The sequence below is a fragment of the Solimicrobium silvestre genome (assembly GCF_002976435.1).
GTDB classification, from domain to species: domain Bacteria; phylum Pseudomonadota; class Gammaproteobacteria; order Burkholderiales; family Burkholderiaceae_D; genus Solimicrobium; species Solimicrobium silvestre.
In genome coordinates, this window is record NZ_PUGF01000002.1 from 14,601 (window position 1) to 32,323 (window position 17,723).

Annotated in this window: 12 protein-coding genes; 9 read left to right on the forward strand and 3 right to left on the reverse strand. The window is 47.6% G+C overall.

The features are described 5' to 3' along the window. Positions 1-48: 48 nt before the first annotated feature. From S2091_RS02515 to S2091_RS02525, 3 genes are all read right to left on the reverse strand, one after another. The gene (locus tag S2091_RS02515; protein ID WP_105530225.1) at positions 49-2,121 is read right to left on the reverse strand and encodes an alkaline phosphatase family protein; all 2,073 of its coding nucleotides are present in this window, start codon (positions 2,119-2,121) and stop codon (positions 49-51) included. 145 nt (positions 2,122-2,266) lie between these two features. Continuing rightward, positions 2,267-3,922 carry a multicopper oxidase family protein gene (locus tag S2091_RS02520; RefSeq protein ID WP_243405294.1) on the reverse strand — a complete coding sequence of 552 codons (1,656 nt, stop codon included), beginning with the start codon at positions 3,920-3,922 and terminating at the stop codon, positions 2,267-2,269. A gap of 478 nt (positions 3,923-4,400) precedes the next feature. After that, positions 4,401-5,702 (reverse strand): dicarboxylate/amino acid:cation symporter, encoded by a 1,302-nt coding sequence (locus tag S2091_RS02525; protein WP_105530227.1) that lies wholly within the window; start codon positions 5,700-5,702, stop codon positions 4,401-4,403. 787 nt (positions 5,703-6,489) lie between these two features. On the opposite strand from S2091_RS02525, the gene S2091_RS02530 reads away from it, so the two are divergent. From S2091_RS02530 to S2091_RS02570, 9 genes are all read left to right on the forward strand, one after another. Beyond that, positions 6,490-9,162, forward strand: a complete 2,673-nt coding sequence (locus tag S2091_RS02530; RefSeq protein WP_165794891.1) for a TonB-dependent receptor — start codon at positions 6,490-6,492, stop codon at positions 9,160-9,162. Between the two features lie 204 nt (positions 9,163-9,366). Further along, positions 9,367-10,242 (forward strand): glucosamine kinase nucleotide-binding domain-containing protein, encoded by an 876-nt coding sequence (locus S2091_RS02535; protein ID WP_105530229.1) that lies wholly within the window; start codon positions 9,367-9,369, stop codon positions 10,240-10,242. A gap of 10 nt (positions 10,243-10,252) precedes the next feature. Then, positions 10,253-10,987, forward strand: a complete 735-nt coding sequence (locus S2091_RS02540; protein WP_105530230.1) for a GntR family transcriptional regulator — start codon at positions 10,253-10,255, stop codon at positions 10,985-10,987. Further along, entirely contained in the window at positions 10,984-12,114 is a 1,131-nt protein-coding gene (gene nagA, locus S2091_RS02545; protein ID WP_105530231.1) for an N-acetylglucosamine-6-phosphate deacetylase, read from the forward strand. Before S2091_RS02540 ends, nagA begins: the two co-directional genes overlap by 4 nt. Beyond that, the gene (locus S2091_RS02550) at positions 12,095-13,117 is read left to right on the forward strand and encodes an SIS domain-containing protein (protein ID WP_243405295.1); all 1,023 of its coding nucleotides are present in this window, start codon (positions 12,095-12,097) and stop codon (positions 13,115-13,117) included. Before nagA ends, S2091_RS02550 begins: the two co-directional genes overlap by 20 nt. A gap of 165 nt (positions 13,118-13,282) precedes the next feature. Next, the gene (locus tag S2091_RS02555) at positions 13,283-14,569 is read left to right on the forward strand and encodes an ABC transporter substrate-binding protein (protein ID WP_105530233.1); all 1,287 of its coding nucleotides are present in this window, start codon (positions 13,283-13,285) and stop codon (positions 14,567-14,569) included. A gap of 14 nt (positions 14,570-14,583) precedes the next feature. Then, positions 14,584-15,453, forward strand: a complete 870-nt coding sequence (locus tag S2091_RS02560) for a carbohydrate ABC transporter permease (protein ID WP_105530234.1) — start codon at positions 14,584-14,586, stop codon at positions 15,451-15,453. 5 nt (positions 15,454-15,458) lie between these two features. Next, entirely contained in the window at positions 15,459-16,283 is an 825-nt protein-coding gene (locus S2091_RS02565) for a carbohydrate ABC transporter permease (protein ID WP_105530235.1), read from the forward strand. Between the two features lie 307 nt (positions 16,284-16,590). Then, positions 16,591-17,703: an ABC transporter ATP-binding protein gene (locus tag S2091_RS02570; protein WP_105530236.1), complete on the forward strand. Its 1,113-nt coding sequence runs from the start codon at positions 16,591-16,593 to the stop codon at positions 17,701-17,703. Positions 17,704-17,723: the final 20 nt, after the last annotated feature.

Consider the following 17,723-nt stretch of genomic DNA (forward strand, 5'->3'; position numbering starts at 1 on the left):
CATTGTTTACAAAACGGTGTAGTTAAATTGAACTAACTACGCCGATAATCACCAGCGCCATTGATTTGGGGCGCTGTCAAAGTCGAACATATCAAACAAGTCGCCGATGGCAGGGGAGTTAACCGGCACATAAGGATTGCGTTCATGAGCGATTGGGTTAGGGAAATTGTCGCGGCTACGATTGCTCACCGGTTTTAATCTCCAGTTTCTTTCGATGAATTTCAGGATCGAAACGTGATCGGTGTACTCATGCGAAACATGCCCTTGTTTAGCCAATGGCGACACAACGATGAATGGAATACGTGTTCCGTCCCCGAAGAAATCAACCGGTTGTACATAGCCAGAATCGTAGTAACCACCACCTTCATCGAAGGTTACGAAGATGGCCGTGTCTGCCCAAAGTTTTGGATTGGCTTTGACCGCATCAATAATCTTCTTCGAGAAGCCTTCAAACAGATCAAGCTTGGATGACGATGGATGACCATCGACAAGGCCACTTGGTTTGACGAAGGAAACGGCTGGCAATGTACCTGCGCTGATGTCGGCATAAAGATTGGTCGTGTCTTGAATATGTGCTGCGACCATTGCCGGATTAGTCATGATCGACGTGTCGTACTGGAACGGATTACAGATATTGCAATATTCGTCTGTGTTCGCGCCCTGTGCACCATAGTTCAACTGATACGGATCACCAACATAGTTGTTCCACTGATCGCCATAATATTTCCACGAAACGTCAGCTTTATTCAGGCTGTCACCAATGCTAGGCACTGTCGATGGGGGAATAGTGAAGACCGTGTTGTTAGGACTGTTATCAGTAAATGCATTGTTACCGTTACCAAAATAGCCGGGATTGTAATTATTCAGTAAATAATAATGTCCTGGCTCACATTTTGATGCGATAGGTTTTGGTAAGGATTTCAGATAATCAACAATCGGAGCAACGCCTGGCTGTCTGGTGTCGGAGCAATTGGTGTATGAACCACCGCCATAAGATGGTGAGCCATATGAACCGCCGCCGTAACCGTCTTCGGCATACCAGTTATTGGTGCCGGCTGCTGGATTCGGATTCTCAACTTCATCAACGATACCGGCATTTTTGCTACCAGCGGCTACGGTGACATTGTGAGGAGGCGGCATAGGATTGCCAGCGCCGTCACTAAACCAAATTGCGTCACCATGCCCAATCATGATGTGATTTGCACCTGTGCCACCATTTACGGATTGATGGAAGTTATCGCTCATTGCGTAATGGTCAGCCAAGTGCTTGAAGTAAGGCACGTCACCGGTGTGCATGTTGTAAAAACCTAGCGCCGTGGAGCCTTCGCCAGTAGTTTTTGCTGTTGGTGAATATTCGGCGCTAAAGTTTGCCGGCTGCGCGTCGCCATTTGAACCTGCTCCTACGACTGTTTCAACCCATGAGAATAACGACGAGTCGCAACCGGAAGGACGTAGTGGCGTAGCTTGGTTGATGTTGCAATCGAGTTGCTGCCACATTTGATAGAAGCGATGCACAGGGCTTGCAGAGTAATCATGATAGTTCAATGTCGTCGCATTGGTCAGCTGAAAAGGACCAGGTGGCAGTGCGTTTACATTTGGGATGCGCTGATCAGGTACGTGGGAAGCTTGTCCGGTACCGCCCGAAACCAGGTATTGATAATAATCAGCAGGCAAGCCATTTTCGGATTCCTGCGCCAATTGCAAACTGTTACCCGTAATGTAGGAGCTCTTTGGTCCTCCGGTAAGCGGCGCTGGTAACACACCACCAGGGAATGCAGCTTTGGCCGGGCTTAACAGGAAGGAATCTGCTGTTGTGTCGGTAGCGGCTTTTTGCTGCGCCAGTTTGAAATTCGGGCCCGGGCTACCGTCCTTGTTGACAATTCCCAGTGAACGAAGATTCCAAATGCCATGCCCATTTTTTGGTTCATACGTCGCAAATACATTATCAAAACTGTGATTTTCACCAATGATTACGATTACATGTTTAATCGGTGACTGAGTCCTATGGTCCGCAGCACTCGGGGCGCTTTGAGCTAATGCAGAACCAAATGACATCTGAAAAAGCGCCAATGAGCTCAAGCCTATGCCCAATTCGCGCATGCCTTTTAATCTGAAATTCATAATGAAATCTCCTTTATGTCAAATGACCGCGTTGAAGTTACGCGCCGAATGTGACAGTTTGGTGAAGTCTTTATGAACGTTAGGTGAACGTTTTATGACAATTAACTAAGCATTTTTTCAATTTATAAACGTTGCATTTGGTTATTTATAATTTTTTGGTTGGACGTTCAACGCGCACCGTACCCATCATCCCGCCGTCCTCATGTTCCAATAAATGGCAGTGATAGACGAAGGTGCCGATTGTATTTGGGTCACGGAAATCCATGCGCAGTCGCACGCTTGGGTAGGTCAGCATATTGTCTTTGAAGTAGGGAATATTGACGGTGTCTCTTAGAAACGGCTCATCAATTGGTATGCCGGACCAGTCCATTACCAGAAAATGAATTTGATGGATATGGAAAGCGTGCAGCTCGGTGGACCTGTTTTCAATTATCCAGTCTTCGACATCACCTTGAGTGGTGACGATGTTGGGCATGCCGGCTTGAGGATCGAACAAGGTCGGGGTTTTGCCGTCTTCTGTGATGTAAAACTCGGTTGCGCTATTAGGATCGCTTGGATCTGCCTGTTTTTCAGAAAAATACAATTTCCGCACGCGCGTTGGGGTGACGTCTCCTAACCAGGCGACGGCTGAAGGTGGTAATGGGTCATGCGAGGTAGGTAGAGTTGACTGCAGCGTGGCTGCCTCTTCTTTGGCAAGAACAGTTGCAAGGGCGCGATTGGTATCGTTTTCGCCACTCGGTCCGGTATCGACCGTTCTTGTTACGAACAGGCCGGGCACACCGACAGGCGGGCCATTCATGATGAATTCCACGCGCGCCCCCGGTGGCAGGCCGATGTGATTAACCCATTCTATAGCCGTTGTATGTTCGCGATCAGTTTTTATGGGAACGCCATCAATAGCAATAATGCCGAGTTGTTGCGGGCTGTGTTGGAACAGCAGCGACAGGTTCAGATAGGTAATTGAAGACGCGTTAAGTACCCGCCACAGTTGGCGCTCATCAGGCTTCATTGTGATGGAAGCAGGCGGATATTCGGGATAAGGAACGGGAACGAAATTGATCGAAAGATCTTTGGCTGGTTTGCCGAATCCAGTGCCGTTGTTACCAGCATCACCGTCGCGATCCATGAGCATCTTCGGTACGACAGGTTCTGATTTGGATGGCGCTGCATCTGGGTATAGCAGATCTTGATCGCGAATGATCAACACACGTTCCGGCAATCCTGCCACATCGGGAATAGCGCGTTCAATACCTTCAATGATCAACGCGCCCGAAGCTCCGCCTTGCACCTGCTTGCTGCTGAAACCGTGAATATGTGGGTGATACCAATACAGCCCGGGTGGTTCGTTGCGTGGAATTTTGAAGCGATACTCAAAGGCTGAATCGCTTGGTTGAATCGCGGTTTTTAGGACGTCATCCTGATGGCAGACCGGCGGCACCGTCAAACCATGAAAGTGTAAATTAGTTGAGATCGTCGTCATCGCGCCGCTGGTACAGGCGTTGATTTGCTTTTTAGGCTTTACGCTGCAAACGGTCTGTTTACCGAGCGCCTGTAAGTCTAGCGTTGCCGACTTATCTGGGACTAAATCGTTTTTGAGTCGCAGTATTAGCAAATCGCCGGGATGTAAGCGTAGTGTCGGTGATTGGGTGCCATCCGGCAGCAGATAACAATAGCGAGTTGAACCGTCTTGCTGGCGGTAATTATGAATGGAAAGATCAAGCTTCAAGACGCCATTCTGGCTGCGCAGGTCTTCCGGTTCCGGTACGGCGCTGCCAGCTTGCGGTCGCGGACACAAATCCAAGGGTGCGCCCGGTGTACCCGTTTGGGGTAATGATCCTGCCCACCCAGAGAGGGAATAGAGGCTCGTAAAAAAGAGTAACGCAATAAAGGGTAATGCACTACAGCGAACGCGAGTACAACAGAATAAATATCGACAATCCAGTTTAAAGCCGAACATGTTTCGCCCAATCCCCTCAGGGTTTGTGATGAAGATGCAACCTAACTCTGTAATGTTTTAATTTTTTAGCTTGTTTCAGAGCTAATTCAGAGTCAAGTATTCCGAATACACCCTGTTTAAGTACAGGGATGTAAGTAAACGGATTATCCACAGCAAAAAAGACATGTTGATGAAATAGGGGGCGCTATGTTGGAATGATTTTTGGGCAATGTTGCGTATGCCCTAGGACGTGCTGACCGTCATTTTCATCGCACAAAATGAATGTCAACACACCCTTTACTCTAGGTTATTGAGTTCGAACTAAGTCCGAGTTTAGTTTGGGTTAAGCGGGAACAGCGTCTTGCTCAATCAGTTCATTTGCAGCCAGTTCGTTCGCGGCTTCCGCTTCTTCTTCCGACAATAAACCGTTTTCCCATTTGGCAATCACTGCTGCCGCAACCGAATTACCTACCGCATTAGTAGCAGAGCGGCCCATGTCGAGGAATTGGTCCACACCCATGATCAATAGCAGGCCGGCTTCCGGAATGCTGAAATGATTTAATGTGGCGGCAATCACTACCAGCGAGGCGCGCGGCACACCGGCCATGCCTTTGGAGGTCAGCATCAATAACAGCAGCATGGTAATTTGCATACCTATCGGCATATCAATACCGTAAGCCTGAGCGATAAATAATACCGCGAAGGTGCAATACATCATCGAGCCATCCAGGTTAAAGGAATAACCCATCGGCAACACAAAGCTGGAGATTTGACGTTTTACGCCAAATTTATCGAGTGCATCCAGCAGCTTTGGATAAGCTGCTTCCGAGCTGGCAGTAGAAAAAGCCAGCAAGAACGGTTCGCGAATCAGTTTGATGAGTTTGAAAATACGTGGGCCGAGGAACAGGAAGCCCGCAGCAATTAATAAACCCCACAATATAAATAGACCAAGGTAGAAGCCGCCCATAAATTTGGCAAAAGTGACTAATACGCCCAAGCCTTGCGTTGTGACAACCGACGCCATGGCAGCGAATACGGCCACCGGTGCCATCAGCATGATAGAGCCGGTAATACGCAGCATCACCTGCGCCAATTGATCAATAATGGTGGTCAGTTTTTTACCTGCCTCACCCAGACCAGCCAAGGCAGTTCCAAAGAAAATGGAAAACACAACTACCTGTAATACTTCATTGTTGGCCATAGCTTCAAACGGGGATTTTGGTACCAGATGAGCGATGAAATCTTTTAAGGTGAAAGAACCGGTTTTCAGGTTGGTCGCTGCGCCGACATCCGGCAGTGGCAGAGCAAGGTGTGTACCCAGTTGCATGGTGTTCGACAAAATCATACCGACGGTCAACGAAACCAGTGAAGCAATCACAAACCAGCCCATTGCCTTGATGCCAATCCGGCCGACTGATTTGGCGTCGCCCATGTGGGCAATCCCAACGGTCAAGGTAGAAAACACCAGTAACGCGATGATCATTTTGATCAGGCGTAAAAACACATCGGTGACGATAGAAATATAGCCCGCTACCGTACTGGCGAGTTTAGCGTCGGGGAGCATTTCGTTGCAGGCATAACCCACGACAATCCCAAGGATCATCCCGAGCAAAATATACATGGTTAGTGAGCGATTTTTTTTCATAGTACTTTCTATCCGGTAAGGCTTTAGTTATTGATGCAATTTTGCAAGATGACGGACACGGCTTTAATCTTTTCAATTTACTCTGAAGTCAATTCCACCCTGTTTATATTCAGGGATGTAAGAGCGCTGATTATCCACAGTATTCAAGACAAAGGGATGAAATTGTATCTCATGCTAAATGTGGATTCATGATTTAAGGCGGAATAGTTGTATTAAACATCGCGAAATCGCGCGACTAACCATTAAAAATTTCCCATCTAAAACAATCTGGCCAGCAGCGGGTATTGCCCGCGCATTTTAACTTTACGAATAACGAATCCATAAAGCAGCCGCAACAACAATTAAAAGTCAAGAAAGTGGCACACACATCGCTAATGCCTGAAAAATTGACAATAATACCAGTTGTAGAAAAACAGCATAAATTAAGTAATTAATTTGTTATTAATCAATGACTTAGTAGATTGTGTTGTTATTGGAAGTGATACCAATAAAAGACTAAGTAATACCACGTAGATACCGCTTGACAACCACTTTTGTACTATCTAAAGTTGCTGCAAGTCATTTAGCTTAACAATGAGTTTTCTTAAAAATGACGTATCTGAACAAAATCAGATGAATGGCGCGCTAAGTTTGTTTTGAAAAGTGGATCGATAACGATGGCATCGGTAGGTTCTGCAAACTGTGATTCATCAGCTGTGACTCATTGGCATCGCAGGGAATTCGGCAAGAGCCTAAAAATTAAAACAGGTCGAAGATAGTTCTGAAGACCAATATGGACGGAGATGAAATGAAAAAGAATTTAACACCAATAGCATCAGCAGTAGCGATGTTGATGTTGAGCGTGTCGGCGCAAGCTCAGCAGGCAGATACTTCCCAAACAGCAGCGCCAACGGCTCCAGCGGTTGAGCAAGTTATCGTTACCGGTGTACGTGCGTCATTGCAGCAATCATTGACACAAAAACGTGATAGTGAATCTATCGTCGAAGTTATTACGGCTGAAGATATTGGGAAAATGCCGGATAAAAACGTGGCAGATTCGTTGTCCCGCGTTGCTGGCGTAACGACGACCAGTGCAGGTGCTGCCGAAGGTTCCTTCGGTGAAAATGAGCACGTACAACTGCGTGGCTTGGCTGCGCAATATACCTTAACAACATTAAATGGTCACTCAGTCTCATCCGGCGACTGGTATAGCGTCAATATGGCTGAAGGTAGCCGCAGTGTGAGCTACACCTTGTTGCCATCGGATATCGTTGGTGAAATTGTCGTGCATAAATCAAGCCAGGCAGATTTGATCGAAGGCGGCATGGCCGGTACGGTTGACATTGATACGCGCAAACCACTTTCCTACCCAGACAAGTTAACTGTAGTCGCTAATGGTGAAGCTGATTATGGTTCAGCGGCTAAAAAAGTAGATCCTAATTTATCCGCTTTGATGAATTGGAAAAATGACGACAATACGTTTGGTATAACAGCGCAAGTTTTTTATCAAAAGCGTGATCTGATGCGTGCCGGTTCTGAAGGCGTGTGGTGGAATGCCGCTCCGGCAAATCAGGCAATTCCAGCATTAAATGGTACACAAGTTAGTTATTTAAGTGGCGCGGTTCTGTTCCAGCAAACCAGAACTCGTGAGGGTGGGTATTTAGAAGCTGAATGGAAGCCAAGAAATGACATGGCATTTGGCTTGTCGTTCTTCGACTCTTCATTAGAAGCGGCGAACTACAACACCAATTACATGGCCGATACGATCAATACCTTTAGCGGTACTAAAGCAAATGGCAACACACCGGTAGCACCATCGTCTTATACCTTGAACGGTAATACTGTTACTGCCGCCAACTTTGCACCGAATGCATTCGGTGGCAATAATACCGGCGCTTATTCCGTTATTGAAGACGTTGCGATACGCCCGGATGCAAAAACCTATTCACGCTTTTTGAATGTGGATGGTAAGTGGGTAGTCGATAAAGATTTAACGCTGACCAGCAAACTTGGCCGCACTGAAGGTGGTGGTAAAACGACTGACGTAGGTTTTGAAGTGGGTAGTGGCTATGTAGGCGTCGGATATTCACAAGCATCAAACGGTATTTTTCAATTGAATGTACCGAACGGCGGAACCTTTGTGCCGAACGGTTACGGTATCGGTGGCTGGGGTGATTATAATGTTTCTGCTGATAGCGAAAACTATGGTCAGGTTGACGGTAAATGGAAGTTGAATTCAGAAATGGTTCCGTCACTTCAATTCGGCTTGCGTGCAACGCAACATGAACGCAGCCAGAATGTGACCGATGTATCCACCGCAGCGGCTGGTACTGCTAGCGATAGCATTATTCCTGCTTCGGCAATTGGAAATTACCCATCAGGCTATTATGGGAATTTACCAACCAACCCAACACCGGGTTATCTGCCATTTAAGATTAGCAATTCCTATGTGGAAAGCTGGTTAGGCCAATACGGCACATTTAACAAGCCATCTGCACAGTCTAGTTTTAATATTAAAGAATCGACTGAGGCGGGCTATTTTATGGCCAACCTGGCACCAACTGACAAAATAACGGGTAATGTCGGGATTCGTATTGTTGGTACTAGCGAAGATATTTTCGCTTATTTGCCTGGCGGGGCACCAGAGTATAAAGACAGCTTTACTGATGTATTACCTAGCTTGAATTTACGCTTTGATCTGGCACCAAGTCTGGTTGGTCGCGTTGCGCTGAATCGTGGCATGTCACGTCCAGATTTTGGTCAGTTAGCAGGTATTTCTATCTCTGATTTGCAACAAACGGGTGTGGGTAGTAATCCAAATCTGGCTCCTGTCCGCAGCAATAACTTGGATGGCACGCTGGAATGGTATTTCGCTCCTAAATCAGTCTTGGCATTGAATGTGTTTGCAAGTGATTTGCAAGGTGTAATTTCATACGGAAAAAGCACTGTAAATTACACCGATCAATCTGCTGGTGGTGTGATAAAACCTTATGTAATGTCCACGCCTGCCAATGTTGACGGCAAGCTTTCAGGTGTTGATTTGGCGTATCAACAAGGTTTTGCTTTGGGCTTTGGTGTCCTGGCTAACTACACTTACACAGACGGACGTCAAACTACGCAAATGGCGACGGGCACATGTAATGGAACAGCAACGCAAGATTGTAGTTTGTACGGCACCTCAAAAAATGCTTATAACGTAGGTGTTTACTTTGAGAATGATAAATTCAGTACCAATTTATCTTACACATACCGTAATACTTACAAGCTGGCGAATAGTGGCGGCGTTGATTACTTCCAAAGCGGGAATGGTTCGTTGAATTTGTCGGCAAATTATACGTATAGTAAAAACCTGACATTCACATTCTCCGGTCAGAATTTGACTGATCCCTTGTTGACTACCTACCAAACTAATACGACTGAAATTCATGGCGTGTATAAAAACGGCATGATGCTATACGCTGGCGCACGTGTGAAGTTCTAATCGCAAAGCAGTAATACAAAAAATGACGGGGCAATGCCTCGTCATTTTTTTTGGATAAGGCAATTTATTTTGCAATACCACTTAAATACCTATTGACAGCCACTTGCGAAGCGCATAAAGTAATCCTTGTCGGCAACTCAAATTAATTTTACTCTTGAGTTGGGGTAAATTAAGCAGAGCTTTAGCTACTAGTGTGAACAAAGAATGACAAACAAAATTACTTATTTAATTGGTGTTGATGGTGGTGGAACAGGGACGCGAGTAGCCGTTGCTGATTGTAATGGTATTGAACTGGCGCGTGGAAGTGCGGGGCCATCCGGACTAATAAATGGTGCCGATTTTGCCTGGAATTCGATTTTAAGCGCAATTACTGCGGCGTTCTTAAGTGTTGATAAGGCAGTTCCAGCGTTTTCGCAAATGGCAATTGGCTTGGGTTTGGCTGGGGTACACAATAAGCAATGGGCGGCGCTATTTGCCGAGAAAAATCCCGGCTTCGCCAGGCTGGAATTAGCAACTGATGCCTATACCACCGTGCTAGGAGCGCATCAAGGTTGCCCGGGTGGCATGGTGGCAATTGGAACAGGTAGTGTTGGTGAAGCGTTGTTAGCAGATGGCAGTCGGTGTGAAGTCGGTGGTTGGGGTTTTCCGTGCGGGGATGAGGCAGGTGGTGCCTGGTTGGGTTTGCGGGCAGTCAATCATGTTCAGCAGGTAGTGGATGGCAGGGCGCAGGGTAGTGCTTTTTCAGATGCTGTCATTAAGCACTGCGGTGGGAATCGGGATGGATTGTTTGCATGGTTGGCTGCGGCAAATCAGGGGAGTTATGCACAGTTGGCGCCGCTGGTTATCGTACACGCTAATCAAGAAGATAATCCAGTTGTAGAACAAATTATGCAAGAAGCGGGGCTGGAAATTGTTAAAATTGCGTTGGCATTAGATAAGACCAATACATTACCAATCGCGCTTTGCGGTGGTTTAGCGAAGTCGTTGGAAAAATATTTGCCGGCCAGTTTATTAAATCGCATTGTTCCCCCTCACGGAGATTCAGCAGCAGGAGCATTGTTGCTGATTAAAAAGTCATAGAAAGTAACCAATGTTAAGTCCGTTAAACGATTTCAAGCCAGATAGTGAAAGCGCCACCCCGCTCTATCTGCAGCTGTCAAATAAGTTAGCCACCGCAATACATAGTGGCATTTGGCAACCAGACGAAGCATTGCCTTCGGAGCGCACGCTATCCGAACAACTCGGTATTTCTCGCGTGACCGCTCGTAAAGCGATAGACATGTTGTGTGAGCGAGGCATGCTCACCAGACGCCAAGGTTCAGGCACTTTTATTACCCCAAAATTAGAGCAACCTTTATCGCGATTAACCAACTTTAGTGAAGAATTACGTCAGCGCGGTTTTGTGCCGGGTTCGCAATGGATTTCGCGTGAAACCGGCGTTGCAGCACCGGAAGAAATTTTGTCCTTGGGTTTGTCGCCGAACACGGTTGTGTCACGTTTAAAGCGTTTGCGTACGGCCGACAACGTGGTGATGGCAATTGAAAGCAGTACTATTCCGGCACAATATTTACCCAACCCAAAAGCAGTAACAGATAGTTTATACGGCTACTTAGATACACACGGCGCTGCGCCAACCCGCGCTTTGCAGCACATACGTGCCGTGAATGCGACGCCAGAACAAGCTAAATTAGCCGGAATTAAACAGGGTGCCGCCATGCTGTTTATTACCCGGGTTGGTTATCATTCCAACGGCGCTGCGATTGAGCTGACGCATTCCTATTGCCGTAGCGATTATTACGACTTTGTGGCGGAGCTGTTTAGATGAGTGGCTTAGAACAAAGCAATGCGCAATTGCATGGAAATATTCTGACGCCCCAAGGTTGGGTGTCGGGGTCAATTGACTTTAATCAGCGCATTATCGCCATTCAAGGTAATGCAGTTGATCCCGCGCAGAATGATCAGCCCTATATTTTACCGGGCTTTATCGACCTGCATGTGCATGGCGCAGGTGGTAAAGACATGATGGAAGCAGGGGATGCTGCGCAGGTTATTGCACGTATGCATGCGCAGCATGGCACTACCTGCATGCTGGCAACCACCATGACAGCACCGATGTCTGATTTGGAAACGGCGCTACAGGGAATTAATCATGCGCTGAAAAATCATGGTAACGGCATGGCGCGTATCTTGGGCGTGCACTTGGAAGGCCCATACATCAACCCAAACAAACTTGGTGCCCAGCCTAATTACGCACAAACAGCGACCTTGACTGACGTACAAAATTTAAATGCGATTGCGCCGATTAAATTAATTACCGTCGCACCGGAAATGGACGGGCATCTTGCCCTGATCAGTGAGCTCACGAAAATGGGCATGAAGGTGCAGTTAGGCCACACACTGGGAACTTACGAAGAAGGCGTGGCCGCGTTAGAAAATGGCGCCGCCGGATTTACCCATTTGTTTAATGCCATGTCGCGTCTTGATCATCGCGCACCGGGCATGGTTGGTGCCGCACTGGCTCATGCCAACTACTCTGAAATTATTCCTGATTTACTGCACGTGCATCCGGGTGCAATTAAAGCCGCGATGCGAGCTATTCCACATCTGTATTGCGTGACCGATTCCACCGCTGCATCCGGTATGCCGGACGGGCAATACATGCTCGGCCGTCAGCAAGTACATAAATGCATGGGCGGTGTGCGCCTGGCTGATGGTACGTTGGCCGGCAGCACATTAACGATGGACCAGGCTTTACGTAATTTGGTCAGTATCGGGCTGGAGTTAGCCGATGCGTCGAAGCGGGTTTCTACTTTTGCCGCCGACTATATGGGCTTAACGGAGCGCGGTCGTTTGCAGCAGCAAAGTTATGCCGACCTTGTTGTGTTAGATCGTGAATTAAATTTAATCGCCGTGTTTGTCGAAGGAGAAAAGATTGACCTCATTAATGCATGAAGAAGCGTGTTCGTCGGCAGGATTTGTCGCGACTCAGCTAACACAAGAAGGCGCACGCTTTGCCGACTTGGGCGCCGCGTTGCGCGCCACACCGCCGACATCGGTACTGACTATTGCACGCGGTAGTTCAGATCATGCGGCAGCGTATGCGGCGTATTTAATTATGTCGCGCCTGGGGCGTATCGTCGCTTCTTTGCCGATGTCCTTAGTTACGTTGATGAATGCACCGTTACATGCCAAAGACGCGTTGGCCATAGCCATTTCACAGTCTGGGCAAAGCCCGGATGTGATTGAGCCGATCCGTTATTTCCGTGAAGGTGGCGCGACTACTGTGGCCTTGGTGAATGACGCCAGTTCACCGTTAGCATGTGCCGCAGAATGGTGTTTACCGTTACATGCCGGTGCAGAAATAAGCGTTGCCGCTACCAAGAGTTTTATTACGAGTTTAGTGGCTGCAGCTCAGTTGGCGGGCCATTGGCACAATGACCCGGAATTTTTAGCCGCTTTAGCCGTGTTGCCAGCTGCATTGCATGCCGCAACAGAAATAGATTGGGCCGAAGCGATTGATGTGCTTACTCCTGCCAATAACATCATGGTCGTAGGGCGTGGGATCAGCTTCCCGGTTGCTTTGGAAGCCGCATTAAAGTTTAAAGAAACGTCCGCAATTCAAGCCGAAGCTTTTAGCGGCGCAGAAATCAAGCATGGTCCTATGGCTTTAATTGATGAAGGTTATCCACTCATGATTTTTGCAACACGTGGCCCAACGCAGGCCGGTTTAATTAAACTGGCCGAAGAAATGCGTGGCCGTGGTGCGCGCGTGTTGTTAGCCGCACCGGCTGATATTCGCGAACGTAATCTGACGATTCCGGTTGCAGCAACGCCGGATTTAGACCCGATAGTGGCGATTCAAGCGTTTTATGTGATGGCTGCCAAGTTGTCATTAGCGCGTGGTTTGAATCCAGACAAGCCGCGTCATTTAAGCAAAGTGACTAAAACCAATTAAGCGGGACTTACCTAAAATCGCCCCAGCGGCGTTGCTCTCTCCTTGCCGTACTAAAGTACTGTCTGCGTCGGAGCGCCTTGCTGGAACAATTTTACGTAAGCCCATAACAGACATTTATTGATCGTCTATGGCAAGTTTTGCATTCTGCACAGGAGTCTCATCAAGATGAAGTTTTCGTGGTTAGCAGCGTCGGTCAAACTGGTATTGGCAATCTGTCTGGTGTCATTTAGTTTCATTCTTGTTCCAAGTGCGCTAGCCGCACCTACGCAAAAAATAGAACTTTGGACTTTAAGCATGAAGCCAAAATTCATTCCGTATTTTCAGCAAATAGTCCAAAAATTTGAAGCGCAACATCCCGGAATTGAAGTCGAATGGGTGGATTTTCCCTGGGATATTTTGCAGCTTAAATTAATTACCGCCATCGCGGCTGGTACTCCACCTTCTTTAGTTAACCTCAACGTGCCGTGGGCAGAGGAATATGCGCGCGACAGTTTAATTGTGCCAGTGGACAGCATGATGCTTAACAAAGCCATGTACACCAAAGCCGCACTGGAAGACTTAACCTTTAATGGCCACATCTATGGCTTCCCGCATTACAGCAACGTCAACGTCATTGCTTATAACAGCGCCATTTTTGCAGAAGCTGGTTTAAAACAAGCGCCCAAAAGTCTCGCCGAAGAATTGGCCTTCGCCAAACAAATTTATGCCAAAACAGGCAAAGCTGGCTACGCACCAACGTTGGGGAAAATAGACGGATTTTTTTTACAGCAGGGTTTGGATGTGGTTAAAAACGGCCGCGCTGTTTTTAACTCGCCGCAGCATGTTGCCCTCATCAAAAAACTGGCCGATGCTTACCAAGCTGGTGGAATTTTAAAAGACCAATTATTTTCTGAAGACAGTTTCCCTAGCGCGATTGATGCCTATAAAGGCGGACGGCTGGGCATGTTGGTATCCGCACCGACGGCACTAAAACGGATTGAGTTAGATGCTAAAGATATTTATGCCGTGACCAAAGTAGCTCCTGCACCACTAGGGCCGACCAATAATGCCGATGGCGGCTGGATGTTTCATTACGCTGTGCCTAAAGGGGTGAATCCCAAGTTGTATCCCGCCATCGCAACCTTTGCCGAGTTTTTAACCAATGATGAAAATCAACTTGCATTCGCCAAGCTCGCTGGTGTGATGCCAACCACGGTGCAGGCATTGGCTAATCCTTATTTTATGCAAACGCCAGCGCATGCCAGTGCGGCGGAACAAGCGTTGCCAATTGCCGCCGCTTCGATGAAATTTTCACGCAGTTTATATGTGGCTGGATTGGATGATTACGATGAAATGCGCCGCGTTATGGTGAAAGCAGTGGAAGCCGGTATGACGGGCAAACAAGACATTCAACAAGCCTTGGATGAGGCGGTGCGAATCTGGAATAAGAAGCTGCAACAACAAGCCCACTAATTGAAAACTTCAAATTGAAAACTTCAAATAAACATTCCTTGCAAGCGTATTTATTCCTGACTCCGGCGCTGGTTTTATTGGTGCTATTTTCCTTCTGGCCAGTGGGCTTTGGTTCATTCCTGGCCTTTACCGATTTTAGCCTGGTCAAGGAAACGCACTGGGTTGGTCTGGATAATTTCCGCTACATCTTCGACAACGAGATGTTCTTAACCGGGATGAAAAACTCGGTGCTGTTTTTGTTAATCGTGCCGTTTATTCAAATCGGTGCCATCACTTTGGCGGTGCTGGTTAACAACCAGTTGCATGGTATCCGGTTTTTTCGTGCCGCCTATTATGTGCCGGTCGTGACTACCGTTTCTGTGGTCGGGATTATGTGGGGCTTTATGTTTCACGAGCATGGAACCTTGAATTACATTCTGCTGAAAATTCATGCAGTGAATGCGCCGGTCGGCTGGTTGTCTGACGATGCCATTGCCATTTTTGCGATTATGTTCGTCACGTTGTGGCGCGGCTTGGGCTGGTACATGGTGATGTATTTGGCGGGTTTGCAATCTATTCCGGCTGAGATGCAAGAAGCGGCAATTTTGGATGGTGCAAATCGTTGGCAACGGTTTTGGAAAATCACCGTGCCGATGTTGTATCCGACGATTATGGTGTGCACCATTATGTCGGTGTTGGCAGCATTAAAAGCGTATCAGGAAGTGGATGTGCTGACGCAAGGCGGCCCGATGAATTCCACTTTTACCGCGCTTTATTATGCCTACGATCAGGGTTTGAAACATCTTAAATTGCCACGCGGTTTAGCGGCGAGTTTGGTGGTGTCGCTGTTTTGTATAGCCATTGCGATGCTGTGTCTGCGTTATCTAAAACCAAAACATCGTTAAGACTTATGCGAATTCCAACTAAAAAACTCTCGCTGGCAGGTCAGTATCTGCTGCTAACCGCGCTCGCCGTTCTGTGCGTATTTCCATTTTGGTGGACGTTGGTAACGGCCATCTCTACCGAGGGAAATATCTTTGCGTTTCCACCGACCTTCTGGCCGCAAGCACCTTCACTAGAAAATTTTATTGAAGTGTTCCGTTCCATTCCCATGTGGCTGTTTTATAGAAACTCGCTAATCATTACTATTTCCACCGTGTTCTGGAAATTACTGGTCTGTTCCTTGGCTGCCTATCCGTTGGCGCGCATGAAATTTAAAGGCAGCAAACTGGTGTTCGGTTTAATCATCGCGACCATGGTGTTGCCGTCGGAAGTCAACTTCCTGACCAACTTTATTACGCTCACCAAATTGAGTTTGGTGAATACCTACACCGGTGTAATTTTGCCGAATGTGGTGAATGCGGTTTCTATCCTGTTATTGAAGCAGGCCTTTGAAGAAGTGCCGCAAGATTTGATTGATGCAGCGCGTGTCGACGGTGCAACCGAATGGATTATTTTTTGGAAAATTGTGCTGCCATTAATTACCCCCTGGTTAGCGACGGTGGGAATTTTGTCGGCAGTAGAAGCATGGAATGAATACATTTGGCCGTCGATTGTATTAAGTAAGCCGGAGTCTTTTCCATTGTCAGCCGGGATTCTGTATTTACGCGGTGCCTACGGCAGCAGCACGAGGGTGATTGCTGCGGGGACGATATTGACGATTGTCCCGATCTTGGTGGCGTTCATTTTTACGCAACGGTTTTTTATGCGGGGCATGGATGGCGCGGTTAAATAAACTGACGTGCGTAAATGTAGGGGCATCCCTTGTGGGTGCCCTTCGCTGATTAACTAATATTGCCAGTCGGTAGGGTGGGCACGGTGGAGTAGGGAATTCGAGGTGCACGCACCTCGCCTGCGGAACGGCATCGCCATGCAAGGCGATGCTCCTTCCCTGCCCACGCGTAACGGTAGATAAACAATAGATTTTATTTATGGGGTTGAAGAATCAACGGTAACGCGTGGGCACGATGAATCTGTGCCCACCCTACCACTGAAACAATAATCAAAGTAAATAAGCAAAATAAATAACAAGGATCAGAGACATGTCGCAAGTAAAACTTACCAACATCGTCAAGCATTTTGACGACGGCACTGAAGTCATCCACGGTATCAATCTGGATATTCGTGACGGCGAATTTGTGGTGTTTGTTGGGCCTTCCGGCTGCGGCAAGTCAACCTTGTTGCGGATGATCGCCGGGCTGGAAAGTATTACCGGCGGCGAACTGACTATCGGTGGAAAACTCGCCAACGATATTGCTCCTGCCAAGCGCGGTTTAGCGATGGTGTTTCAATCGTATGCCTTATATCCGCACATGTCGGTGTATGAAAACATGGCGTTTGGCTTGAAACTGGCGGGCATGAAAGCGGCCGAGGTAGAAACCGCGGTGCAGCAAGCCGCTGGTATTTTGCAAATCGCTCATTTACTCAAACGCAAACCAAAAGATTTATCCGGCGGCCAACGTCAACGGGTAGCAATTGGGCGCGCCATTGTGCGTAAGCCAGAAGTGTTTTTGTTTGATGAGCCGTTATCAAATCTGGATGCGAGCTTGCGGGTGCAAATGCGCTTGGAAATCAGCCGTCTGCATCAAAAATTAAAGACCACGATGATTTACGTGACACATGACCAAGTGGAAGCGATGACTCTGGGTGAGCGGATAGTGGTGTTTAACGGTGGTTATATTGAGCAGGTCGGTAGCCCGTTAGAGTTATACGATCATCCGGCCAATTTATTTGTTGCGGGTTTTTTGGGCGCGCCAAAAATGAATTTTTTACCGGCACAGGTGGTGTCAAACAGTGCAACTGAAGTAGTGTTGAAATTATCGGACGGTGCGCTGGTGCACGCTGCTGCGCAAGGCGATGCGCTCGCGGTTGGCGAGCAAGTGAGTTTGGGAATTCGTGCTGAACATATCGTCTTGAAAGCCGCTGCCACCGCTGAGACCAACCAGGTTAATGTGAAGGTTGTACTGGTAGAAAATCTGGGCGATTCCTCGATTGCCTATGCGCGCATTGAAGGCATGGAAGAGATGATCGCGATAAAACAATCGTCCGAGACTGCAACCCTCAAATCATGCGATGTAGGCAGTCTGTATTTACCTGCGAATCGTTGCCATGTATTTGATAGTAGTGGCCGGGCTTGCAAGCGTATTTTGAATTAACCACTTAACCAATTACGTCT